The sequence below is a fragment of the Streptomyces sp. NPDC058291 genome (genome assembly GCF_042880855.1).
Lineage (GTDB): Bacteria > Actinomycetota > Actinomycetes > Streptomycetales > Streptomycetaceae > Streptomyces.
The window spans coordinates 26,223-47,841 of sequence record NZ_JBHVYK010000026.1 but is presented as its reverse complement, the minus strand read 5'-3'; the positions used below and the strand labels follow the sequence as shown (position 1 = coordinate 47,841).

At 70.7% G+C, this 21,619-nt stretch carries 18 protein-coding genes and 6 tRNA genes (1 of these 24 running past the window's edge); 9 read left to right on the top strand and 15 right to left on the bottom strand.

Annotated features, from left to right (window positions below; all coding sequences use genetic code 11):
* Window positions 1-15: 15 nt before the first annotated feature.
* The 8 genes from ACFVYK_RS16000 to ACFVYK_RS15965 all read right to left on the bottom strand — a co-directional run bounded on the left by ACFVYK_RS16000 (window position 16) and on the right by ACFVYK_RS15965 (window position 4,795).
* Window positions 16-91, bottom strand: a tRNA-Gly gene (locus ACFVYK_RS16000).
* A gap of 37 nt (window positions 92-128) precedes the next feature.
* Window positions 129-737 (bottom strand): response regulator, encoded by a 609-nt coding sequence (locus tag ACFVYK_RS15995; protein ID WP_389773771.1) that lies wholly within the window; start codon window positions 735-737, stop codon window positions 129-131.
* A complete protein-coding gene (locus ACFVYK_RS15990) occupies window positions 734-1,972 on the bottom strand; it encodes a sensor histidine kinase (RefSeq protein WP_389773769.1) in 1,239 nt (412 codons plus the stop codon). The genes ACFVYK_RS15995 and ACFVYK_RS15990 overlap by 4 nt, the downstream gene beginning before the upstream one ends.
* A 113-nt stretch (window positions 1,973-2,085) precedes the next feature.
* Window positions 2,086-2,901, bottom strand: a complete 816-nt coding sequence (locus ACFVYK_RS15985; RefSeq protein ID WP_389773767.1) for an ABC transporter permease — start codon at window positions 2,899-2,901, stop codon at window positions 2,086-2,088.
* Window positions 2,898-3,860: an ABC transporter ATP-binding protein gene (locus tag ACFVYK_RS15980; protein WP_389773764.1), complete on the bottom strand. Its 963-nt coding sequence runs from the start codon at window positions 3,858-3,860 to the stop codon at window positions 2,898-2,900. Before ACFVYK_RS15980 ends, ACFVYK_RS15985 begins: the two co-directional genes overlap by 4 nt.
* A 214-nt stretch (window positions 3,861-4,074) precedes the next feature.
* Window positions 4,075-4,147: transfer RNA gene (locus ACFVYK_RS15975), tRNA-Gly, on the bottom strand.
* 80 nt (window positions 4,148-4,227) lie between these two features.
* Window positions 4,228-4,299, bottom strand: a tRNA-Gly gene (locus ACFVYK_RS15970).
* A gap of 178 nt (window positions 4,300-4,477) precedes the next feature.
* On the bottom strand, window positions 4,478-4,795 hold the full coding sequence (locus tag ACFVYK_RS15965; protein ID WP_389773761.1) for an Lsr2 family protein: 318 nt from the start codon (window positions 4,793-4,795) through the stop codon (window positions 4,478-4,480).
* A gap of 335 nt (window positions 4,796-5,130) precedes the next feature.
* Here ACFVYK_RS15965 and purS point away from each other — a divergent pair, with 335 nt between their 5' ends.
* From purS to purM, 7 genes are all read left to right on the top strand, one after another.
* Entirely contained in the window at window positions 5,131-5,403 is a 273-nt protein-coding gene (purS, locus tag ACFVYK_RS15960) for a phosphoribosylformylglycinamidine synthase subunit PurS (protein WP_057576348.1), read from the top strand.
* Entirely contained in the window at window positions 5,400-6,080 is a 681-nt protein-coding gene (gene purQ / locus ACFVYK_RS15955) for a phosphoribosylformylglycinamidine synthase subunit PurQ (protein ID WP_389773758.1), read from the top strand. The genes purS and purQ overlap by 4 nt, the downstream gene beginning before the upstream one ends.
* The gene (gene purL, locus ACFVYK_RS15950) at window positions 6,077-8,335 is read left to right on the top strand and encodes a phosphoribosylformylglycinamidine synthase subunit PurL (RefSeq protein ID WP_389773756.1); all 2,259 of its coding nucleotides are present in this window, start codon (window positions 6,077-6,079) and stop codon (window positions 8,333-8,335) included. Before purQ ends, purL begins: the two co-directional genes overlap by 4 nt.
* A gap of 152 nt (window positions 8,336-8,487) precedes the next feature.
* On the top strand, window positions 8,488-9,285 hold the full coding sequence (locus tag ACFVYK_RS15945; RefSeq protein ID WP_389773753.1) for a sterol carrier family protein: 798 nt from the start codon (window positions 8,488-8,490) through the stop codon (window positions 9,283-9,285).
* A gap of 122 nt (window positions 9,286-9,407) precedes the next feature.
* Window positions 9,408-9,914: an META domain-containing protein gene (locus tag ACFVYK_RS15940; protein ID WP_389773751.1), complete on the top strand. Its 507-nt coding sequence runs from the start codon at window positions 9,408-9,410 to the stop codon at window positions 9,912-9,914.
* 229 nt (window positions 9,915-10,143) lie between these two features.
* On the top strand, window positions 10,144-11,670 hold the full coding sequence (gene purF, locus ACFVYK_RS15935) for an amidophosphoribosyltransferase (RefSeq protein ID WP_389773749.1): 1,527 nt from the start codon (window positions 10,144-10,146) through the stop codon (window positions 11,668-11,670).
* 45 nt (window positions 11,671-11,715) lie between these two features.
* The gene (gene purM / locus ACFVYK_RS15930) at window positions 11,716-12,783 is read left to right on the top strand and encodes a phosphoribosylformylglycinamidine cyclo-ligase (RefSeq protein ID WP_389773747.1); all 1,068 of its coding nucleotides are present in this window, start codon (window positions 11,716-11,718) and stop codon (window positions 12,781-12,783) included.
* Between the two features lie 111 nt (window positions 12,784-12,894).
* Here purM and ACFVYK_RS15925 read toward each other — a convergent pair whose 3' ends face one another.
* Both ACFVYK_RS15925 and ACFVYK_RS15920 read right to left on the bottom strand, forming a co-directional pair.
* A complete protein-coding gene (locus ACFVYK_RS15925; RefSeq protein WP_306950854.1) occupies window positions 12,895-13,149 on the bottom strand; it encodes a DUF3073 domain-containing protein in 255 nt (84 codons plus the stop codon).
* A 310-nt stretch (window positions 13,150-13,459) separates the two neighbouring features.
* Complete coding sequence (locus ACFVYK_RS15920) at window positions 13,460-14,560, bottom strand: Leu/Phe/Val dehydrogenase (protein WP_389773745.1); 1,101 nt, start codon at window positions 14,558-14,560, stop codon at window positions 13,460-13,462.
* 200 nt (window positions 14,561-14,760) lie between these two features.
* Here ACFVYK_RS15920 and ACFVYK_RS15915 point away from each other — a divergent pair, with 200 nt between their 5' ends.
* Together ACFVYK_RS15915 and bldC are read left to right on the top strand one after the other, a co-directional pair.
* On the top strand, window positions 14,761-15,603 hold the full coding sequence (locus ACFVYK_RS15915) for a hypothetical protein (RefSeq protein ID WP_389773743.1): 843 nt from the start codon (window positions 14,761-14,763) through the stop codon (window positions 15,601-15,603).
* A 602-nt stretch (window positions 15,604-16,205) separates the two neighbouring features.
* A complete protein-coding gene (gene bldC / locus ACFVYK_RS15910; protein WP_003949541.1) occupies window positions 16,206-16,412 on the top strand; it encodes a developmental transcriptional regulator BldC in 207 nt (68 codons plus the stop codon).
* Window positions 16,413-16,872: 460 nt separating this feature from the next.
* On the opposite strand, the gene ACFVYK_RS15905 is transcribed toward bldC, so the two are convergent.
* From ACFVYK_RS15905 to ACFVYK_RS15885, 5 genes are all read right to left on the bottom strand, one after another.
* The gene (locus ACFVYK_RS15905) at window positions 16,873-17,073 is read right to left on the bottom strand and encodes a DUF6274 family protein (protein WP_389773740.1); all 201 of its coding nucleotides are present in this window, start codon (window positions 17,071-17,073) and stop codon (window positions 16,873-16,875) included.
* Window positions 17,074-17,245: 172 nt separating this feature from the next.
* A tRNA-Asp gene (locus ACFVYK_RS15900) sits at window positions 17,246-17,320 on the bottom strand.
* 95 nt (window positions 17,321-17,415) lie between these two features.
* Window positions 17,416-21,360 (bottom strand): ATP-dependent RNA helicase HrpA, encoded by a 3,945-nt coding sequence (gene hrpA, locus ACFVYK_RS15895; protein WP_389773737.1) that lies wholly within the window; start codon window positions 21,358-21,360, stop codon window positions 17,416-17,418.
* A 108-nt stretch (window positions 21,361-21,468) separates the two neighbouring features.
* Window positions 21,469-21,542 (bottom strand) — tRNA-Phe (locus ACFVYK_RS15890).
* Window positions 21,543-21,565: 23 nt separating this feature from the next.
* Window positions 21,566-21,619, bottom strand: a tRNA-Asp gene (locus tag ACFVYK_RS15885) (it continues 121 nt past the right edge of the window).

Here is a 21,619-nt window from a genome sequence, read left to right as displayed (position 1 = left end):
CGGGGCCTTTGGTGATGGAGCGGACGACGAGGCTCGAACTCGCGACCTCAACCTTGGCAAGGTTGCGCTCTACCAACTGAGCTACGTCCGCACCGCGCCGTGGTGAACATGCCGTGGCGCGACGCCAACTATACCCAACCCCGCTCCCGCGCGATCCGCACCGCCGTGTGCCGGTTCCCCGCCCCGAGCTTGGAGACGGCCGAGGACAGGTAGTTCCGCACGGTCCCCGGCGACAGCGCGGCCCGCTCCGCGATCTCCGCGACGGGCGCCCCGTCGGCGGCGAGTTCGAGCACCTCGGCCTCGCGCGGGGTGAGCGGCGAGTCGCCTGCGGCGATCGCGTCGGCCGCCAACTCCGGGTCCACGTAACGGTTGCCGGCGTGCACCGTGCGGATGATCTCGGCGAGCCGCTGGGCGCTGAGCGTCTTGGGGACGAACCCGCGCACACCGGCTGCAAGCGCCCGCTTGAGATGGCCCGGCCGGCCGTGACCGGTGACGATCAACGTCCGGCAGCCGGGCAGTTCGGTCCGCAGCGATGTGGCGACCTTCACACCGTCGGCGCCCGGCATCTGCAGATCGAGGACGGCCACGTCGGGCTCGTGGGCCCGTGCCATCGCCAGCGCCTCCGGCCCGGTGGCCGCCTCGGCGACGATCAGCAGGTCGTCCTCCAGGGACAACAGCGCCGCCAGCGCGCCCCGGATGAGGTGCTCGTCGTCCGCGAGCAGCACTCGCACCGTCATGAAGTGACCTCTCTCACTGCCGTCGTCTCGCTCAGCGGCACCGCGGCGACCACCCGGAACGTGCCCGTCCCGACGAGCCCGGCCTCCAGCGTCCCGGCGACTCCCCGCAGCCGCTCGCGCAGTCCGGCCAGCCCCGAGCCGCCGCCCGAGCCGCCGCCCGAGCCGCCGGGTCCCGCCCCGTCGTTCTCCACCGTCAGCACCACGCCTTCCGCCGTCCTCAGCAGCGCCACCGAGCAGCGGCCCGCGTCCCCGTGCCGCAGCACGTTGGTCGTGCTCTCCCGCACCACCCAGCCCAGCGCGGACTGCACCTCGGCGGGCAGTCCGCCGGGCTCCCCGCTCACCTCGCAGCTGATGCCCGCCGCCCGCAAAACGCCCTGCGCTCCCGCGAGTTCGACGCCGAGGTCGGCCTCCCGGTAACCGCGCACGACGTCGCGCACCTCGCGCTGCGACTCCTGCGCCACGCGCTGCACCTCGATCATCTGCTCCACGGCGTCCGGCCGCCCGCGCCGGGCCAGTTGCACGGCCAGCTCGCTCTTCAGGGCGATCACCGCCAGGTTCCGGCCCAGTACGTCGTGCAGATCCCGCCCGAACCGCAGCCGCTCCTCGGCGACGGCGAGCCGCGCCCGGGTGTCACGGGCCTCGTCCAGCCGGAAGACGGCGTCGAGCAGCCAGACGGAGAAGACGGAGGTGAAGGCGAGGAAGCCGGCGCCGAGGAACACCGCCACCATGACCGCGAGGGTGGCCGCGCCGGGCAGTCCGGCCGGGAACGCCACGACCCCGGCGCCCAGCGTGAAGCCGGCGACGACCGCGGACACCCGCCGTCGGCTGCGCACGCCGAGCGCGGTGAAGCCGGCTCCGAAGACCAGGACGACGCCGAAGACGGCGCCCGCGGCGGCGTCGACGCCCTCGCGGTCCGGGCCGTGCTCCGCGATGACGATCGCGGTGGCGGCGACCGCCGCGGTGACGGCGGCGAGCGCCCACAGCAGCCGGACGGGCTGGGGACGGCGGCCGCGCGTCCAGTCCAGCGCCCGTGATGCCGTCACCGCGCCGAGCGCGCAGTGGCCGAGCGTCAGCGCCGGCAGCCACGGCCCCGCTTCGGCGTGCAGTGTGCCGGCGAAGGGCAGCACCACCGCCAGGAACTCCGCCGCGGCGAAGAAGTGGAACGACCACCGGGTGTACGTCTCGACCTTCGCGGGCGTGCTCTTGCGCCGCCACCAGCCCCCCGGCCTGCGCATCCGCATGCCCCCCTGTTCCCGTGTCCTGGCATCCCCGTGCCCCGTGCCCCGTGCACGCAGTTCCCCGTGGTCCCCCCTGTCCGCGTCTGCGCGGGCCCGGCGCCCGGCGCCGCTCAGCGCCGGGGTTCCCACAGGAACCACCTCCGCACAGCAAACACCGCCAACGCGGTCCAGGCCAGTGCGGTTCCCACGGCGCCCAGGGCGTCGTGCGCCGAGAGGGCCCCGGTCCAGCCGCCGCGTATCAGGGTGATCACCGGGGACAGCGGCAGCGAGGCGCAGGCCGAGGCGAGCCCGTGGGGCATCAGTTCCAGGGGGACGGCCACTCCGGAGCCCGCCATCGACACGAGCACCAGCGGCGCCGTGGTGACCTGCGCGCTCTCCACGGTCCGGGTCGCGGTCGCCGTGACGGCCGCGAGCGCCGCGCACATCACCAGGCCGAACAGCAGGCCCAGGACGGCGAGAACGGGCGCCTTCGGAACCGGCACGTCCAGCAGCACGGTCGAGCCGGCCACCAGCACCGACGACTGCACCAGTGCCGTCGCGAGGACCGGCAGCGCCGCCCCGCCGAGGATCTCGGCGTCCCGCAGCTCGCCGGTGCGCAGCCGCTTCAGCACCAACTCCTCGCGCCGGGCGGTGTAGATGACGGTCAGCGCCGAATAGACCCCGAACAGCAGGGAGAAGCCGATCGCGGCGGGCAGCAGGACCAGGCCGGCGGTGAGCCCGGCGTCCTGCACGTGCATGCCGTCGATCGCCGGGGCGAGGCCGACCGGCAGCGCCAGCGGCACCAGCACCGCCGTGAGGAGCGTGCTCCTGCTGCGGCAGAGCAGCGTCAGTTCGGCCCGCGCGAGGGCGGCCATCCGGCGGGCGGGAGTCGTGACCGCTCCCCGGGCCGTACGGCCGGCCGTGTCCTTCACCGTCGTCCCGCTCATGCCGCGACCTCCTCGGCTCCGCCGTTCGCCGTGCCGCGCGACGCCTCCCGGGCGATCTCCAGGAACGCCTCCTCCAGCGAGGCCGACCGCACGTCCAGCCGCCGCAGTTCGACCCCGGCCCGCTGCGCCCACACCAGCAGCCCGGTCGCGGCCCGCTGCAACTGGCGGGTGCGCAGTCGTACGACGCGTCCGTCGACCTCGTGACCGCACACGCCCAGTTCGGCCAGCGGCGGCAGATCGCCCGGGAGGTACCCCTCGGGCAGTTCGAAGGCGATGCGGGACGGCTGGGCGGCCATGACCTCGGCGGGCGTCCCGGCGGCGGCGATGCGGCCCTGGTGCAGGATGGCCAGCCGGTCGGCGAGGTGCTCGGCCTCTTCCAGGTAGTGGGTGGTCAGCAGCACGGTGGTGCCGGCGTCGCGCAGGGCGCGCACCAGGTCCCAGGTGTCCCGCCGGCCCTCGGCGTCCAGGCCGGTGGACGGCTCGTCCAGGAACAGCACCTCGGGCTCGCCGAGCACCGCGAGAGCCAGGTCCAGGCGCCGCCGCTCGCCCCCGGACAGCTGCTTGACCCGGACGCCGGCCCGCGCGGTGAGCCCGACCAGGGCCAGCGCCTCCCCGACCGGACGGGCGCCGCTCACACAGCCGGCCCACATCCGCGCCGTCTCGGCGACGGTCAGTTCGGAGGGGAATCCACCCTCCTGGAGCATTACGCCGGTGCGCGGCCGTACGGCGGCCCGCTCGGTGTAGGGGTCGTGGCCGAGCACCGAGATCCGACCTCCGTCGGGCCGCGCCAGCCCTTCCAGCAACTCGACGGTCGACGTCTTTCCGGCGCCGTTGGTGCCGAGCAGCGCGAAGATCTCGCCCCGGCCGACGTGGAAGGAGATTCCGCGGACCGCTTCGAACCCGCCCCCGTACACACGCCGGAGGCCGGTGACCTCGATCACGTGTTCATTCGTGTTCATGCCTCCAGGCTCCCGGCGTCCGGAGGCCCGCAGCAGTGCGAGGTGTCACCACTCCCTATGACATATGTCAGACGACCCTCGCGGCGCCTGCCCGCCGGGAGGGCAGACACGTCCGAAGTGCAGACACGTGCGGGGCACGCGCCACGTCCGGGGCACACGACGCGTTCGGGCACACGAAAAGACCCCGGTCCAGTGGACCGGGGTCTGATTCCCGAGCGGACGACGAGGCTCGAACTCGCGACCTCAACCTTGGCAAGGTTGCGCTCTACCAACTGAGCTACGTCCGCATTGCCTCCGACCGGCTCTCACCGATCGGCGCGAGCACCAGCCTACCTGATCCAGAAGACTGGTCAGACCGGCGGTGCAGAGCGGGTGACAGGAATTGCACACTGCGCCTTCCCCCTGGAAGGGGGATGTTCTACTACTGAACTACACCCGCGTGTACTCCGTGAGCTGGGCTTTTCGGCCTCGCCCCTCGGCGTGCTCCAGACTCTAGCCGACCGGGAGGGGTGCAGCGCAAGTCGGTTCGTCCGAGGGGCGCGTGACCGGCCGTCGGCCCGCGCCCGCGCGGGGGCGTGACGGGTGCCGCTCACGGGGTGCGGCTCGACGGGCGCGGCTCACTGGGCGTCGGTGAACGCCTCGTAGACCTTCTTGGGGATGCGGCCGCGGGCCGGCACATCCAGCTTGTTGGCCTGGGCCCAGGCCCGGACCGCGGCGGGGTCGGGGGCGACCTCCGTCTGCTGGTAGGCCTTGCCCGACTTCGACCGCTTGCGGCCGGCCTCCACGTAGGGCGCGAGCGCCTTACGCAGTTTCTCGGCATTGCCTTCATTCAGGTCGATCTCGTACGACTTGCCGTCGAGCCCGAAGGCGATCGTTTCCGCCGCTTCCGAGCCGTCGATGTCGTCAAAGAGAGTGACCACGACCTTCTGCGCCACGAATATCGGTCCCTTCGTCCGGCGCCACAAACGGTTCAGGCCGTGGCGTCGTAGCCGAGTCTCGGCTATTTCCAATTCATTTGTACAGTGCGCGGCAATACATTGTGAAGCCCGACTAAATCTGTCCGCGTGTCCGGGCGCAATAGGTATCCGGGGACGACCGGGGATCTTTCCCGTAACTTTTCGTGTACACCCCCGGCCGACGCCGGATCGTGATGGCTGTCACGTAGCTTCCTACAACTCTACCCGCGTAGAAATTTTGTACGGGTAGTCTGAAGACACCTGTTGGAGACACCCGCAGGAACCTGCTCAGCACCACACCACCGGGAGTGCCAGTGGCACGCGTCGTAGTCGACGTCATGCTCAAGCCGGAGATCCTCGACCCCCAGGGCCAGGCGGTGCAGCGCGCACTGCCGCGACTGGGTTTCGAAGGCATCTCCGACGTACGTCAGGGAAAGCGATTCGAACTGGAAGTTGACGGTCCGGTCGACGAGGCCGCGCTCGCCCGCATCCACGATCTCGCGGAATCCTTCCTCGCCAACACGGTGATCGAGGACTTCACCGTCAGGGTCGAGTCGGAAGAAGCCGTCGCCGGGGCCGCGAAGTGACCGCTCGTATTGGCGTCGTCACTTTCCCGGGCAGCCTCGACGACCGGGACACCCAGCGCGCGATCCGCCTCGCGGGGGCCGAACCCGTCGCTCTCTGGCACAAGGACAAGAACCTCCACCAGGTGGACGCCGTGGTGCTGTGCGGCGGTTTCTCCTACGGCGACTATCTGCGCGCCGGAGCGATCGCGCGCTTCTCGCCGGTGATGGAGCCCCTCATCGAGCAGGCGAAGGCGGGCCTCCCGGTCCTCGGCATCTGCAACGGCTTCCAGATCCTCACCGAGGCCCACCTCCTCCCGGGTGCGATGCTCGGCAACGACCACCTCCACTTCATCTGCCGCGACCAGAAGCTGCGGGTGGAGAACGCGGACACCGCCTGGACGACCGACTACTCGGCCGGCCAGGAGATCCACATCCCGCTGAAGAACATGGACGGCCGGTACGTCGCCGACGAGCACACGCTCGACGAGCTGGAGGCGGAGGGCCGGGTCGCCTTCCGCTACCTGGACGCCAACCCCAACGGCAGCCTCCGCGACATCGCCGGCATCACCAACGAGGCCGGCAACGTCGTCGGCCTCATGCCGCACCCGGAGCACGCCGTCGAGCCGCTCATCGGGTCGGGCCGCACCGACGGTCTCCCGTTCTTCACCTCGATCCTCAAGAAGCTGGTCAACGCATGAGCCGGACGCCTCTGGACACGGTCGAGCACGCGGCCGAGACCCCCGACGTCGAGCTGCCCTGGGCCGAACTCGGCCTGAAGAAGGACGAGTACGAGCGGGTGGTGGAGATCCTCGGCCGCCGCCCGACCGGCGCCGAGCTCGCCATGTACTCCGTCATGTGGTCCGAGCACTGCTCGTACAAGTCCTCCAAGGTCCACCTGCGCCAGTTCGGCGAGAAGGCCCCCCAGTCCGACGCCCTCCTCGTCGGCATCGGCGAGAACGCGGGCGTCGTCGACGTCGGCCAGGGCTACGCGGTCACCTTCAAGGTCGAGTCGCACAACCACCCGTCGTACGTCGAGCCCTACCAGGGCGCGGCCACCGGCGTCGGCGGCATCGTGCGCGACATCATCGCGATGGGCGCCCGCCCGGTCGCGGTCGTCGACCCGCTGCGCTTCGGCGCGGCCGACCACCCCGACACCAAGCGCGTCCTGCCCGGCGTCGTCGCCGGCATCGGCGGCTACGGCAACTGCCTGGGCCTGCCGAACATCGGCGGCGAGGTCGTCTTCGACGCCTGCTACCAGGGCAACCCGCTGGTCAACGCCGGCGCCATCGGCGTGATGCGGCACGAGGACATCCACCTCGCCAAGGCGTCCGGCGCCGGCAACAAGGTCATCCTGTACGGGGCCCGCACGGGCGGCGACGGCATCGGCGGCGCGTCGATCCTGGCGAGCGAGACCTTCGACGACGCCAAGCCCTCCAAGCGCCCCGCCGTCCAGGTCGGCGACCCCTTCCAGGAGAAGCTCCTCATCGAGTGCACCCTGGAGGCGTTCAAGGAGAAGCTGGTCGTCGGCATCCAGGACCTCGGCGCGGCCGGTCTGTCCTGCGCCACCTCCGAGCTGGCCTCGAACGGCTCCGGCGGCATGCGCGTGACGCTGGACGACGTGCCGCTGCGCGACTCCACGCTCTCGCCGGAGGAGATCCTCATGAGCGAGTCGCAGGAACGCATGTGCGCGGTCGTCGAGCCGGGGAAGGTCGACCGGTTCCTGGAGATCTGCGACAAGTGGGATGTGATCGCGACCGTCATCGGCGAGGTCACCGACGGCGACCGGCTGGAGATCTACTGGCACGGCGGCAAGATCGTCGACGTCGACCCGCGCACGGTCGCCCACGACGGCCCGGTCTACGAGCGCCCCTACGCCCGTCCGGGCTGGCAGGACGCGCTCCAGGCGGACGACGCGAACAAGCTGCCCCGGCCGACGACGGGCGAGGAGCTGAAGGACCAGGTCCTCAGGCTGGTGTCGTCCCCGAACCAGGCCTCCAAGAAGTGGATCACCTCTCAGTACGACCACTTCGTGCAGGGCAACACGGTGCTGGCCCAGCCCGAGGACTCCGGGATGATCCGCATCGACGAGGAGACCGGCCTCGGCGTCGCCATCGCCACCGACGGCAACGGCCGGTACGCCAAGCTCGACCCGTACGCGGGCGCGCAGCTGGCCCTCTCCGAGGCGTACCGCAACGTGGCGACGACCGGTGCCAAGCCGCTCGCCGTCTCCGACTGCCTGAACTTCGGCTCGCCCGAGGACCCGGCGGTGATGTGGCAGTTCGCGGAGGCCGTCCGCGGCCTCGCCGACGCCTGCCAGCAGCTGGGCACCCCGGTGACCGGCGGCAACGTCTCGCTCTACAACCAGACCGGCGAGGCGGCCATCCACCCGACCCCGGTGGTCGCGGTGCTGGGCGTCATCGACGACGTGGCCCGGCGCACGCCCGTCGCCTTCCAGGAGGAGGGCCAGCTGCTCTACCTCCTCGGCGACACGCGTGAGGAGTTCGGCGGCTCGGCGTGGTCCCAGGTCGTCCACGACCACCTCGGCGGCCTGCCCCCGAAGGTCGACCTGGAGCGGGAGCGGCTGCTCGCCGAGATCCTGATCTCCGCCTCCCGCGACGGCATGATCGACTCCGCGCACGACCTGTCCGACGGCGGTCTGATCCAGGCGGTCGTCGAGTCGGCGCTGCTCGGCGGCAAGGGCGCGCGGCTGATCGTGCCCGACGGCCTGGACGCCTTCACCCTGCTGTTCTCGGAGTCGGCCGGCCGCGCCGTCGTCGCCGTGCCGCGCTCCGAGGAGCTCCGTTTCAACGACATGTGCGGGGCGCGGGGCCTGCCCGTCACCCGCATCGGCGTCGTCGACGGTGACACGGTCGAGCTGCAGGGCGAGTTCGAGCTGTCCCTGGAGGAGCTGCGCAGGGCCCACGAGGACACCATTCCGGCGCTGCTCGCGTAGCCGCCCGGACGCGTCCGCGGTGGCGAAGGCCTCGTCCGTTCCCACGGGCGGGGCCTTCCCCCGTCGCGGCCGGGCCCGGCCCAGGGCCGCCCGCGCCTGCGGCGCCGATGCCCGGCCTCCCGCCCGTTCCCCGCCCGTCTAGGCTCACCGGCATGCCTCCGGCCAAGAAGCGCACCCGCGCCTACGACCCCGTCAAGATCCGCGCCGCCGTCCTCGCGCAGTTCGGGAACGTACGGCGGGCCGTGGCCACGCTCGCCCCCGATCAGCTCGCCCTGCCCACGCGGCTGGCCGGCTGGACCGTGCGGGACCTGGCCGCGCACGTGACGACGGCGGTGGAGACCGTCAGCCGCAACCTCGACCGGGACGAGCCCCCGATGGCGGACCTCGCCCTCCTGGACTGGCCGTTCGCCACCCGGGCCCGCTCCGCCGACATCTCCGACGCCACCCTGGCCCTGGCCGCGGCCCACCCCGACCTGGACGCCCTGTACGCCCGTGCCGAGGACCGGCTCGTCGCCGCCCTCGACGGCGCCTCCGGCGACCGGCTCCTCGCCGCCCGCACGGGCGCCATGACCCTCGCCGACCACCTCGTCACCCGCACCGTGGAACTCGTCGTCCACACCGACGACCTGAACGACGCCGTACCCGGCCTGGACGTCCCGTACGAACGGCAGGCTCTCGCCGCCGCGACCCGGCTCCTGGCCGACGCCCTCGCCGTCCGTGCCCCCGGAGGCGCGACCGAGGTGCGGATCCCGCCCTACGCCGTCGTCCAGTGCGTCGAAGGCCCCCGCCACACCCGGGGCACCCCGCCCAACGTCGTCGAGACGGACCCGCTGACCTGGATCCGGCTCGCGACCGGCCGCCTGACCTGGCGGGACGCCGTCGAGACGGCGAAGGTCAGCGCCAGCGGAGAACGAGCCGACCTCGCCCCCCTCCTCCCGCTCCTGTCCTGACCGAACCCCGGGAGCGCTGTGACCCGCGCGGTCCGTGCCGTCCCGGCGGCCGCGCGCGATCTCAGCGGGACTCCGCCCGCGGGCGGCGGAACCGCCCACCCTCCTCGCCCCGTCGAACCGGCATGGATGGGCACAGGAGCAGGCACAGGAACCGCCCCCGGCGCACCGGCGAGCGGCGGACCGGGTCGACGCTGAGGCTGGCGGCCGTCCTCGCGTTCGCGCCGCTCGCCGTGGCCTGCGGCGACGAGCAGGCGGACGGGCGGCGGGCCGGCAGTGGCGCGGTCGGCGCCGAGCCGTCGCTCACCGGAGTCCCGTGGAAGGTCGACGGAGTGACCGTGGACGGCACGACGCGCCGGGCTCCCGAGGACGCCCGTCTGAGGATCGAGAACGGCAAGGCGGCAGGAAGTTACGGCTGCAACGCCTTCTCCGCCAAGGCCGACGTCCAGGACGGCGGCGTCCGGTTCAGCGACGCCAGGGCGACCCGGATGGCGTGCGGGACCCGGACCATGGACTTCGAGCGCGCGCTGGCCGGCGTCCTCGCCGACGGCGCTCTGACCAGCGAGATCAAGGCCGACACGCAGACGCTCGGCACGGCCGACGGCGACCGGGTCCGGCTGACCGGGGAGTGAGACCGGCTCCGCCGCCGGCCTGATCGGTGTGCGACACCTCACTCGCCTCCGGACGACGGCTTCGCGCGCGGGCCGCCGGGGCGGGGCCCACGCCCCTCCCGGACTCACCGAATCGGCGTCTGACCTGCGGGAACGAGAGGATCGCGAAGGCGGTCGCCGACGAGCGATCCAGTTACCCGCGGGTATCCCCAATTCGGACCAGTGATGGACCTCGCCTACACTCGGAGGCGTGCCACGTGGTGACGGTCGACTCAGTCATGATCTGCTCCCCGGCGAGAAAGGCCCCCAGGACGCTTGCGGCGTCTTCGGTGTCTGGGCTCCCGGTGAAGAGGTCGCCAAGCTCACTTACTTCGGGCTCTACGCCCTCCAGCATCGAGGCCAGGAATCCGCGGGAATCGCGGTCAGCAACGGCTCCCAGATCCTCGTCTTCAAGGACATGGGCCTCGTGTCCCAGGTCTTCGACGAAACCTCGCTCGGTTCGCTCCAGGGTCATATCGCGGTCGGACACGCCCGCTACTCGACCACCGGCGCCTCCGTGTGGGAGAACGCCCAGCCGACGTTCCGCGCCACCGCGCACGGTTCGATCGCGCTCGGCCACAACGGCAACCTGGTCAACACCGCCCAGCTCGCCGAGATGGTCGCCGACCTGCCCAAGCAGGAGGGCCGCTCCCCGCGCGTCGCGGCGACCAACGACACCGACCTGCTCACCGCGCTGCTCGCGGCCCAGGTCGACGAGGACGGCAAGCCGCTGACCATCGAAGAGGCGGCCCACCAGATCCTCCCGCAGGTCAAGGGCGCCTTCTCGCTCGTCTTCATGGACGAGCACACGCTGTACGCCGGTCGCGACCCGCAGGGCATCCGCCCGCTGGTCCTGGGCCGTCTCGAGCGCGGCTGGGTGGTGGCCTCCGAGTCCGCCGCCCTCGACATCTGCGGCGCCGCCTACGTCCGTGAGATCGAGCCCGGCGAGTTCATCGCCATCGACGAGAACGGGCTGCGGACCTCCCGGTTCGCGGAAGCGAAGCCCAAGGGCTGTGTCTTCGAGTACGTGTACCTGGCCCGCCCCGACACCGACATCGCCGGGCGGAACGTGTACCTCTCCCGCGTGGAGATGGGCCGCAAGCTCGCCAAGGAAGCTCCGGTCGACGCCGACCTGGTGATAGCGACCCCGGAGTCCGGCACCCCGGCTGCCATCGGCTACGCGGAGGCCTCGGGCATTCCCTTCGGCGCGGGTCTCGTGAAGAACGCCTACGTCGGCCGGACGTTCATCCAGCCCTCGCAGACGATCCGCCAGCTGGGCATCCGCCTGAAGCTGAACCCGCTGAAGGAAGTCATCAAGGGCAAGCGTCTGGTCGTCGTCGACGACTCGATCGTGCGCGGCAACACCCAGCGCGCCCTGGTCCGCATGCTGCGCGAGGCGGGCGCGGCCGAGGTCCACATCAGGATCTCCTCGCCGCCCGTGAAGTGGCCCTGCTTCTTCGGCATCGACTTCGCCACGCGCGCGGAGCTGATCGCCAACGGCATGACCATCGACGAGATCGGCACCTCCCTGAGCGCCGACTCGCTCGCCTACATCTCCATCGACGGCATGATCGAGGCGACCACCATCGCCAAGCCGAACCTCTGCCGCGCCTGCTTCGACGGCGAGTACCCGATGGACCTCCCCGACCCCGAGCTGCTCGGCAAGCAGCTCCTGGAGACCGAGCTGGCCGCCGGTCCGGCCGCCACGGCCGCCGCCGACGCGATCCGTCGCCCGTAGACGGCCCGTCACACCCGCCGTACGACACGAAGGTTCTCCCTAGCCATGTCTGAGACAACTGGTGCCAGCTACGCAGCCGCGGGCGTCGACATCGAAGCGGGAGACCGCGCCGTCGAGCTGATGAAGGAGTGGGTGAAGAAGACGCAGCGCCCCGAGGTCCTCGGCGGCCTCGGCGGCTTCGCCGGCCTCTTCGACGCCTCCGCCCTCAAGCGCTACGAGCGCCCGCTCCTCGCCTCCGCCACGGACGGCGTGGGTACGAAGGTCGACATCGCGCGCCGGCTCGGCGTGTACGACACGATCGGCCACGACCTGGTCGCCATGGTCATGGACGACATCGTGGTGTGCGGCGCCGAACCGCTGTTCATGACCGACTACATCTGCGTCGGCAAGGTCCACCCCGAGCGGGTCGCCGCCATCGTGAAGGGCATCGCCGAAGGCTGTGTGCTGGCCGGCTGCGCCCTCATCGGCGGCGAGACGGCCGAACACCCCGGTCTGCTGGGCGAGGACGACTTCGACGTCGCCGGCGCCGGCACCGGCGTCGTGGAGGCCGACCGGCTGCTCGGCCCGGATCGCATCCGCACGGGTGACGCGGTGATCGCCATGGCGGCCTCCGGGCTTCACTCGAACGGATACTCACTGGTCCGGCACGTGCTGCTGAACCAGGCCGGTCTCTCGCTGGACGCGCGCGTCGAGGAGTTCGGCCGCACCCTCGGCGAGGAGCTCCTGGAGCCCACCAAGATCTACTCGCTGGACTGTCTGGCGCTCACCCGCACGGCGGACGTGCACGCCTTCTCGCACATCACCGGCGGCGGTCTCGCGGCCAACCTGGCCCGCGTGATCCCGGACGGGCTGCACGCGCGCGTGGACCGCTCCACCTGGACCCCGGGGCCGATCTTCGACCTGGTCGGCAGGACCGGCTCGGTCGAGCGCCTGGAGCTGGAGAAGACGCTGAACATGGGCGTGGGCATGATGGCGATCGTGCCCGCGGAGTCGGCGGACGTCGCCCTGACCACCCTGGCCGACCGAGGCGTCGAGGCCTGGGTCGCCGGTGAGATCACCGACCGCGGCGAGCACGCCGCAGGAGCCGAACTGGTCGGCGACTACGCGAGCTGACCCCGCCGGGCGGACCGGCCCGGCGAGCCGCCGGGCCGGACAGACCGAGTGGGCAGCACAAGACCCGGCCGGTGACCGGAATCACCGACCGGGTGGGTGCTCAGTACAAGGTCAAGCGCCGCGACGGTGTTGCGAGGAGTCCTCGCCGTCATCCTCGTCGTCGGCCCCGTACAGCTCGGCGTACCGTGCGTACGGGTCGTCGTCCTGCTCATCGTCATCGTCCTCGAACGGTTGACCGTTCGGCGGAATATTCGATGGCGATGCGCCCAGCTCTTCGGCCAGGCGTGAGAGATCAGTCCCGCCGCTGTTGTACTTCAGCTGGCGGGCGACCTTCGCTTGCTTGGCCTTGGCCCGGCCGCGCCCCATGGCTCGACCCCCTCAACGACGGGGCTCGACGGCCCCAGGTTGACACGCGTTCATGATCCAGGACGGCCTCTCCGCGGAGAGCCCGTCGTAGGGCTCCCACGGTACCTGAGCCCACGCCCGTACGGTACGTCGCCCGTACCACGCGCGTGTGCGCAGCACCTTTCGGACGCCCCGTCCTCGCTGGTCAGTGGCGAGTTTAACCACTAATCCGCGGGCGACCCGCCCGGAGGAGTGAGAGTTCTCTCCAACTTTCCGCCGGCCGGTACCGCCGAAACCCTCGGACGGGGCGTCGCGAAGCCCTGTCCGGACGTCACCGACCCTGTGTCCGGCCCGCCTCGTGCATGCGCTGTTCGGCGATCCGGTCGGCCGCAGCGGCCGGCGGAATCCCGTCCGCCTTCGCACGTGCGAAGATCGCGAGGGTGGTGTCGAAGATCTTCGCCGCCTTCGCCTTGCACCGGTCGAAGTCGAAGCCGTGCAGCTCGTCGGCGACCTGGATGACCCCGCCGGCGTTCACCACGTAGTCCGGCGCGTAGAGGATCCCGCGGTCCGCGAGGTCCTTCTCCACGCCCGGGTGGGCCAACTGGTTGTTGGCCGCGCCGCAGACGATCTTCGCGGTCAGCACCGGCACCGAGTCGTCGTTCAGGGCCCCGCCGAGCGCGCAGGGGGCGTAGACGTCGAGCCCGTCGAGTCCGATCAGCCGCTCGGTGTCGGCGACGACGCCCACCGAGGGGTGCTTGTCGGCGATCCGCTGCACGGCCTCCTGGCGGACGTCCGTGATCACGACCCGGGCGCCCTCCGCCAGCAGGTGCTCCACCAGGTGGTGGCCGACCTTGCCGACGCCGGCGACGCCGACCGTGCGGTCGCGCAGCGACGGGTCGCCCCACAGGTGCTGCGCCGAGGCCCGCATGCCCTGGTAGACGCCGAAGGCGGTCAGCACCGAGGAGTCGCCCGCGCCGCCGTTCTCCGGCGAGCGCCCGGTGGTCCAGCGGCACGCGCGCGCCACGACGTCCATGTCGGCCACGTAGGTGCCGACGTCGCAGGCGGTCACGTACCGTCCGCCGAGCGAGGCCACGAAACGGCCGTACGCGAGCAGCAGCTCCTCGGTCTTGATCACGTCGGGATCGCCGATGATCACGGCCTTGCCGCCGCCGTGGTCCAGACCGGCCATGGCGTTCTTGTACGACATCCCGCGCGCCAGGTTCAGCGCGTCGGCGACGGCCTCCGCCTCGGTCGCGTACGGGTAGAAGCGGGTGCCGCCGAGGGCGGGGCCCAGAGCGGTGGAGTGCAGGGCGATGACGGCCCTGAGGCCGCTCGCTCGGTCCTGGCAGAGCACGACTTGCTCATGGCCGCCCTGATCCGAGTGGAACAGGGTGTGCAGAACATCAGCAGGTGCGCCGGATACGTCGGTCACTGTGGTGACTCCCGGGTAACTAGCGGCGGGTCGGGGAGCAGGCGCCGTAAGGGTGGCGGGGCCTGTGGGACGAGCGTAGAGCCTGCGCGCCCCGCTGATCCCGCAGCGTCGGGGATCACCCTCTTGCGGAGTACCTCCGTGGGACGCTTCGCGGACGATGCGCAGGGTTTCCCGGCCGGCCGAAGGGGGAGGGAGCAGGCGTGCCCCAGGTGTCCTCGGTGATCGTTCCGTACGCGGTCTATCTGCGCGTCTACGAGCCGCTGGCCGCCTTCCCCGAGCCCGAGCGCTCCCACTGGGCGCGCTACGCCCGCCGCCCCGAGCTGCCCTCCTACCAGGACGAGCTGCGCCGCTCGCTGGCCGATCTGCTGCCGACCCCGCCGGTCGCGGTGCCGGTGCAGGAGAGCGGCGACGCGTTCGTGACCGAGGTGGACGGCGTGCTCTGCGTCTGCCCCTGGCGCACCCGGCTGCGAGGCTGGCTGGCCCTGGCCGAGCTGGACGAGGAGCTGCCCGGCCCGGTCCTGGACGCGGCGCTGCCCGAGGTCGTGCGGCTGCAGGCCGCCAAGGACCACGAGCGGTGGCGGGAGCGCAACCCGGACGCCCGGCCGTGGATCCGCACCGCGGTCTGGCAGGTGCCGCTCAACTGGTTCGTGCTGGTCTCCGACGAGGAGCGCGAGTACCAGAAGGGGACGGCGGAGGTGGCGCCCGTGCTGCGCTACCGCACGCCGATGGTGCAGGCGCGCCGGCGGGTGGCCCGGTCGCTGCGCACGCTGAAGGACGCCGTGGACGAGGGGCCGCTCATCGACGGGCTGGTGGACGTCGGGCGCTGGCTGGAGGAGTTCCACCCGCGTTCGCTGGTGGAACTGGACTACGGCGGGCTGGTGCACGTGCTGCCGGCCGGCGATCTGGAGGACGACCGCTCGGCGAAGGACGTGGCCGACGGCGTCGAGGCGCTGCGGGCCGGCGACGGCGAGGCGGCGGGCGAGGCCTACGGGCGGCTCGTGGAGCGGTGGCGCGCGGTGCGGGACCGGCGTTCGGCGAACTGACACGGCGGCCCGGCCGCGTGCAGGGCCTGGGCGGGGCGGGCGTTCAGCTGACGGTGTGACAGATATGACAGCGGCTGCCTGAGTGACGTGCGTCACGGCCATGAAGCGCTCGAACAGCGTACGGTCAGCGGGACTTCACGGAACTCACGGGACGTAGGTCCCGATCCGGGCTTATGTCCCAAGGGTGACGGACCGCACGTACGCGGCCCTTGCGCCGCTTGCCCCTCCTCGTGCCAAAATAGGACAAGGAGTCCGGGGAGGGCTCCGTCCGCCTACTTATGCTCCATGGTGGGGGGAATCTCGGCATTGCACTGCTTTGGGGGTTCTGGTGACTCCTGAGCGCCCCTGTGACTGATCGTCACAGGGGCGTGACTGTCCGCTATGGCATGGTCCATCGTCTTCCGTCGCCGATGAACACCTGGGGGGCAATTCCATCGGTTTGGCCGACGCGGCTGGACGGATGGTGTAGTTGTAGTGCCGAGGACAAGCCGTTCGTCCTATAACCGACTCGACTCGCGTCCGCCATTTCGGGCAACGCGGGTCAAGGTGCAGAATTTAGAGGAAAGAACCGAGAAGGTTCGGTTCTCCCGAGGAGGCCGCTCATGACCGCTCGCACCCCTGATGCTGAGCCGCTGCTGACCCCGGCTGAGGTTGCCACGATGTTCCGCGTCGACCCGAAGACGGTCACGCGGTGGGCGAAGGCCGGCAAGCTCACGTCGATCCGCACGCTCGGCGGACACCGCCGTTACCGCGAGGCTGAGGTCCGCGCACTGCTCGCGGGCATTCCGCAGCAGCGCAGCGAGGCCTGAACAAGTGCATAACCGGGCAACACGTCAGGTCCCCCCATCTGTGCGGACGCCCGAAACCTAGCTCCAAGCGACGTGGGTCCTGCCCCAACAGGCCCTCGCCCCCGGGAACGTCGTCGATCGCGCTGGACTCCGCTGAGTCCGGCGCGATCTTTTTTGTGCGTTGGGGGTCGTCTCGGGAGTGGTATCAGGTGGCTCTGTGAGCACCCTTGTCGGAGTCTGGGGAGGCTCTGGGAGGGTTCTGGGGGGCATCCTCCGGAGTGGTGCAATTGCACATATAAAATCGACTCCCTGTAGGAGCGGGGTAAGAACCTGCTTTTCCAAAACTCATGCAGTGACACCCGTCACATGCCAGAGGTCTTGTTACCGCCGGTTCAGGTGCGTTAGAGGAAGCACCCGTTCCGGTGCTCCGCGCGTCAACGCCCCCTGCGCGACAGACGATCCGGCCGGGCCTGTCAGGCCGTCAGACCCCCGGTGGGGGCTCGCCCGCCAGGTCCTCCACCGCCTCCTCGCGGGCCTGGACGCCCCGTACGCCGCCGTCCATCGCCAGCCGTTGCAGGCGGTGGCAGATCGGGCAGTGGCGGGTCAGGTGCCGGTAGGACGACGCGGCCGACAGATGGGCGCGGAGCAGCGCCCGCGTCTCGTGCCTGACCGATGCCGTCATTCCTACCTCCCCGGGCGCCGCGCGAAACGGCCCCTGGGTTCTGGGGTACCGGCCGGCGGTGACGCCGTCAAGAGCGCCAGGGCAACGCCGAAAGGCCCGGATCCGATGACCCGGGCCTGACGTGCAGAAGGCCCGCGCCCCTCGCGGGGTGCGGGCCTTCTGTTCTTCACTGCGGTCCTGACGGGATTTGAACCCGCGGCCTCCACCTTGACAGGGTGGCGAGCACTCCAAACTGCTCCACAGGACCAGGTTTTCGCGGCACTTGATGGTGCGTTGTGCTGCGAGAAGGACTGTACAGGAGGGTGAGCCCGCTGGTCGAACTCACCCTCCGTGATGTCGTCGTCACGGTGCGGCCGCGTCGATCGCCTTCACGATCCGCTTGTCGGACACCGGGTACGCCGTGCCCAGCGCGTGGGCGAAATAGCTGACCCGCAGCTCCTCGATCATCCAGCGGATGTCCAGGACCTGCTGGGGCACCGGCCGGCCCTGCGGCAGCTGTTCCAGCAGCCACGCGTACTCGTCCTGCATCTCGTGGACCTTCTCCATGCGGCTGGTGTCCCGCTGCACACCGGTCGGCATCTGCTGCAGGCGCCGGTCCACGGCCACCAGATAGCGCATCAGGTCGGGCAGGCGGCGCAGTCCCGCCCAGGTCACGAAGCCGGGCTTCACCAGGGCGTCCAGCTGCGCCCGGACGTCCGCCAGGTTCGCCAGCAGCACGGGGCTGCGCACGCCCTTCAGGCGGCGTTCACAGGCCTGCCAGGCGGCCAGCACCTGCTGCACCTGAGCGACCGTGCGCACCGTCGTGTCGACGATCTCCGCGCGCACCTTCTCGTACAGCTTCCGGTAGGACTCCTCGTCCCACGCCGGCCCGCCGAAGTCCGCGATCAGCCGGTCCGCGGCCGCCATCGCGCAGTCGTCGAACAGCGCCTGGATCGAACCGTGCGGATTGGCCGACAGCGCGAGCTTCTGGGCGTTCGTCAGCTTCTCGGATGCGAACTTCGCCGGATTGACCGGGATGTTGCGCAGGATCAGCCGGCGGGCGCCCTTCCACATCGCCTCCGCCTGTTCCGCCTCCGTGTCGAAGAGGCGCACCGAGACCGTGTCGCCGTCGTCGACCAGCGCCGGATACGCCTTCACCGGCTGTCCCGCGCGGCGGGTCTCGAAGACGCGGGTGAGCGTGCCGATCGTCCAGTCCGTCAGGCCCGATCGCTCCAGGGACTCGCCGCCCTGGCGCTCGGCGATGGCCGCGGCCGCCTGGGAGATGGCCTCGCGCGCCTTCGGCCGCAGCCGGAGCTTCAGGGCCTCCAGGTCCTTGTCCTCGGCCAGTTTGCGCCGCCGCTCGTCGACGATCCGGAAGGTGATCTTCAGGTGGTCGGGGAGTCGCGACCAGTCGAAGTCGTCCGCCTCGAAGGGAACGCCGACCATGCGCTTCAGCTCACGGGCCATGGCCGTGGTGAGCGGCTCCCGCAGGGGCTGCGCCTGCTCCAGGAAACGCTGGGCGAAGTTCGGGGCCGGCACGTAGTTGCGGCGGATCGGCTTCGGCAGGGAACGGATCAGCTCCGTGACGACCTCCTCGCGCAGGCCCGGGATCTGCCAGTCGAAGCCCTCGTCCGTGACCTGGTTGAGCACCTGGAGAGGAATGTGGACGGTCACGCCGTCCGCGTCCGCGCCCGGCTCGAACTGGTAGGTCACGCGGAACTTCAGCGGGCCCTGCCGCCAGGAGTCCGGATAGTCGTCCTTGGTGACCGCCTCCGCCGACTCCCGGATGAGCATTTCCCGCTCGAAGTCGAGGTAGTCGGGCTGCTCGTGCCGCTTGTGCTTCCACCAGGAGTCGAAGTGCGCGCCGGACACCACGTGTTCGGGCACCCGCTGGTCGTAGAAGTCGAACAGCGTGTCGTCGTCGACCACGATGTCCCGGCGCCGGGCGCGGTGCTCCAGCTCCTCGACCTCGCTGAGGAGCCGGCGGTTGTCGGAGAAGAACTTGTGGTGCGTGCGCCAGTCGCCCTCCACCAGCGCGTTGCGGATGAAAAGGTCCCGGCAGGTCTCGGGGTCGATCCGCCCGTAGTTGACCTTCCGCTGGGCGATGATCGGCACGCCGTACAGCGTGACCTTCTCGTCGGCCATCACGGCCGCCTGGTCCTTCTCCCAGCGGGGCTCGCTGTACGTCCGCTTCAGCAGGTGCCCGGCGAGCGGCTCGACCCACTCCGGCTCGATCCTCGCGTTGACGCGGGCCCACAGCCGGCTCGTCTCCACCAGCTCGGCGGACATCACGAAGCGCGGCTGCTTCTTGAACAGGGAGGAGCCCGGGAAGATCGCGAACTTGGCGCTGCGCGCGCCCAGGTACTCGTTCTTGTTGCCGTCCTTCACGTCCTTCATGCCGACGTGCGAGAGGAGGCCGGCGAGGAGGGAGACGTGGACGCTCTGCTCGGGCGCGTCCTCCTCGTTCAGGTGGATGCCCATCTGCTTGGCGACCGTGCGCAGCTGGGTGTAGATGTCCTGCCACTCCCGGATGCGCAGGAAGTTCAGGTATTCCTGTTTGCACATCCGCCGGAAGGACGAGGAGCCGCGCTCCTTCTGTTGCTCGCGGACGTACCGCCACAGGTTGAGGTAGGCGAGGAAGTCGCTGGTCTCGTCCTTGAAGCGGGCGTGCTGCTGGTCGGCCTGCGTCTGCTTGTCGGCCGGGCGCTCGCGCGGGTCCTGGATGGACAGCGCGGCGGCTATGACCATGACCTCGCGGACGCAGCCGTTCTTGTCGGCCTCCAGGACCATCCGGGCGAGCCGGGGGTCGACGGGCAGTTGGGCCAGCTTGCGGCCGGTCTCGGTGAGCCGCTTGCGCGGGTCCTTCTCGGCCGGGTCGAGCGCGTTGAGCTCCTGCAGCAGCTGGACGCCGTCCCGGATGTTGCGGTGGTCCGGCGGGTCGATGAACGGGAACTTCTCGATGTCGCCGAGGCCGGCCGCGGTCATCTGGAGGATGACGCTCGCCAGGTTGGTGCGCAGGATCTCGGCGTCCGTGAACTCCGGGCGGGCCAGGAAGTCGTTCTCGTCGTACAGCCGGATGCAGATGCCGTCGCTGGTACGGCCGCAGCGGCCCTTGCGCTGGTTGGCGCTGGCCTGCGAGATCGGCTCGATGGGCAGCCGCTGGACCTTGGTGCGGTGGCTGTAGCGGCTGATGCGGGCGAAGCCGGGGTCGATGACGTACTTGATGCCCGGGACGGTCAGGGACGTCTCGGCGACGTTCGTCGCCAGAACGATCCTGCGGCCCGTGTGCTGCTGGAACACCCGGTGCTGCTCGGCGTGCGAGAGCCGGGCGTACAGGGGCAGGACCTCCGTGAACCGGTACTTCTTCTTCTCCAGCGCGTCGGCCGTGTCGCGGATCTCGCGCTCGCCGGAGAGGAAGACGAGGATGTCGCCCTTCCCCTCGCCCATGAGCTCTTCCACGGCGTCGGTGATGGCGGTGATCTGGTCGCGGTCGGCGTCCTCGGAGTCCTCTTCGAGGAGCGGCCGGTACCGCACCTCCACCGGGTACGTCCGCCCGCTGACCTCGACGATCGGGGCGTCGCCGAAGTGCCGGGAGAAGCGCTCGGGGTCGATGGTCGCGGAGGTGATGACGACCTTGAGGTCCGGGCGGCGCGGAAGCAGTTGCGCCAGGTAGCCCAGCAGGAAGTCGATGTTGAGGGACCGCTCGTGGGCCTCGTCGATGATGATCGTGTCGTAGGCGCGCAGTTCGCGGTCGGTCTGGATCTCGGCGAGCAGGATGCCGTCGGTCATCAGCTTCACGAAGGTGGCGTCGGGGTTGACCTGGTCGGTGAACCGGACCTTCCAGCCGACGGCCTCGCCCAGCGGCGACCGCAGCTCCTCCGCCACGCGCTCGGCGACGGTGCGGGCGGCGATCCGGCGGGGCTGGGTGTGGCCGATCATGCCCCGGACGCCGCGCCCCAGCTCGAGACAGATCTTGGGGATCTGGGTGGTCTTGCCGGAGCCGGTCTCACCGGCGACGATGACGACCTGGTGATCACGGATGGCGGCCGCGATGTCGTCCTTCTTCTGGCTGACCGGCAGTTGCTCGGGATAGGAGACGGCGGGCACGCGGCCGCGCCGGACGGCCATCCGCTCCTCGACCTTGGCGACCTCCGTCTCGATCTCGGCGAGGACGGCGGCGCGGGCCTCCGGCTTGCGGATCTTGCGCGCGCCTTCGAGTCGGCGCCCGAGCCGGTGCGCGTCGCGCAGGGACAGCTCGGCCAGACGGGGGGCGAGGGCGCCGAGGGCGGGGGCAGGGTGCGTAGACATACGGGAACCAGGATCTCACCTCGGCGAAATTCGTGGCGAACCCTTTTGTCCGGGGGACGCTCCCGGGCATACAACAAGGCCCCGATCCGAGGATCGAGGCCTTTGCTGTGGCTGGGGCCGGGGTCGAACCGGCGACCTACCGCTTTTCAGGCGGTCGCTCGTACCAACTGAGCTACCCAGCCGAGGAGTCCACGAGGAACTCCAGCGGTCCTGACGGGATTTGAACCCGCGGCCTCCACCTTGACAGGGTGGCGAGCAC

Bases quoted from the DNA above. Each gene is read 5' to 3' on its own strand.
- ACFVYK_RS15945 (WP_389773753.1), top strand. From the start codon at position 8,488: ATGCCTCCGGCCAAGAAGCGCACCCGCGCCTACGACCCCGTCAAGATC.
- ACFVYK_RS15925 (WP_306950854.1), bottom strand. From the start codon at position 13,149: ATGGGGCGCGGCCGGGCCAAGGCCAAGCAAGCGAAGGTCGCCCGCCAG.
- ACFVYK_RS15940 (WP_389773751.1), top strand. From the start codon at position 9,408: ATGGATGGGCACAGGAGCAGGCACAGGAACCGCCCCCGGCGCACCGGC.
- purM (WP_389773747.1), top strand. From the start codon at position 11,716: ATGTCTGAGACAACTGGTGCCAGCTACGCAGCCGCGGGCGTCGACATC.
- bldC (WP_003949541.1), top strand. From the start codon at position 16,206: ATGACCGCTCGCACCCCTGATGCTGAGCCGCTGCTGACCCCGGCTGAG.
- ACFVYK_RS15980 (WP_389773764.1), bottom strand. From the start codon at position 3,860: ATGAACACGAATGAACACGTGATCGAGGTCACCGGCCTCCGGCGTGTG.
- ACFVYK_RS15905 (WP_389773740.1), bottom strand. From the start codon at position 17,073: ATGACGGCATCGGTCAGGCACGAGACGCGGGCGCTGCTCCGCGCCCAT.
- ACFVYK_RS15985 (WP_389773767.1), bottom strand. From the start codon at position 2,901: ATGAGCGGGACGACGGTGAAGGACACGGCCGGCCGTACGGCCCGGGGA.
- purL (WP_389773756.1), top strand. From the start codon at position 6,077: ATGAGCCGGACGCCTCTGGACACGGTCGAGCACGCGGCCGAGACCCCC.
- ACFVYK_RS15995 (WP_389773771.1), bottom strand. From the start codon at position 737: ATGACGGTGCGAGTGCTGCTCGCGGACGACGAGCACCTCATCCGGGGC.
- ACFVYK_RS15990 (WP_389773769.1), bottom strand. From the start codon at position 1,972: ATGCGCAGGCCGGGGGGCTGGTGGCGGCGCAAGAGCACGCCCGCGAAG.
- hrpA (WP_389773737.1), bottom strand. From the start codon at position 21,360: ATGTCTACGCACCCTGCCCCCGCCCTCGGCGCCCTCGCCCCCCGTCTG.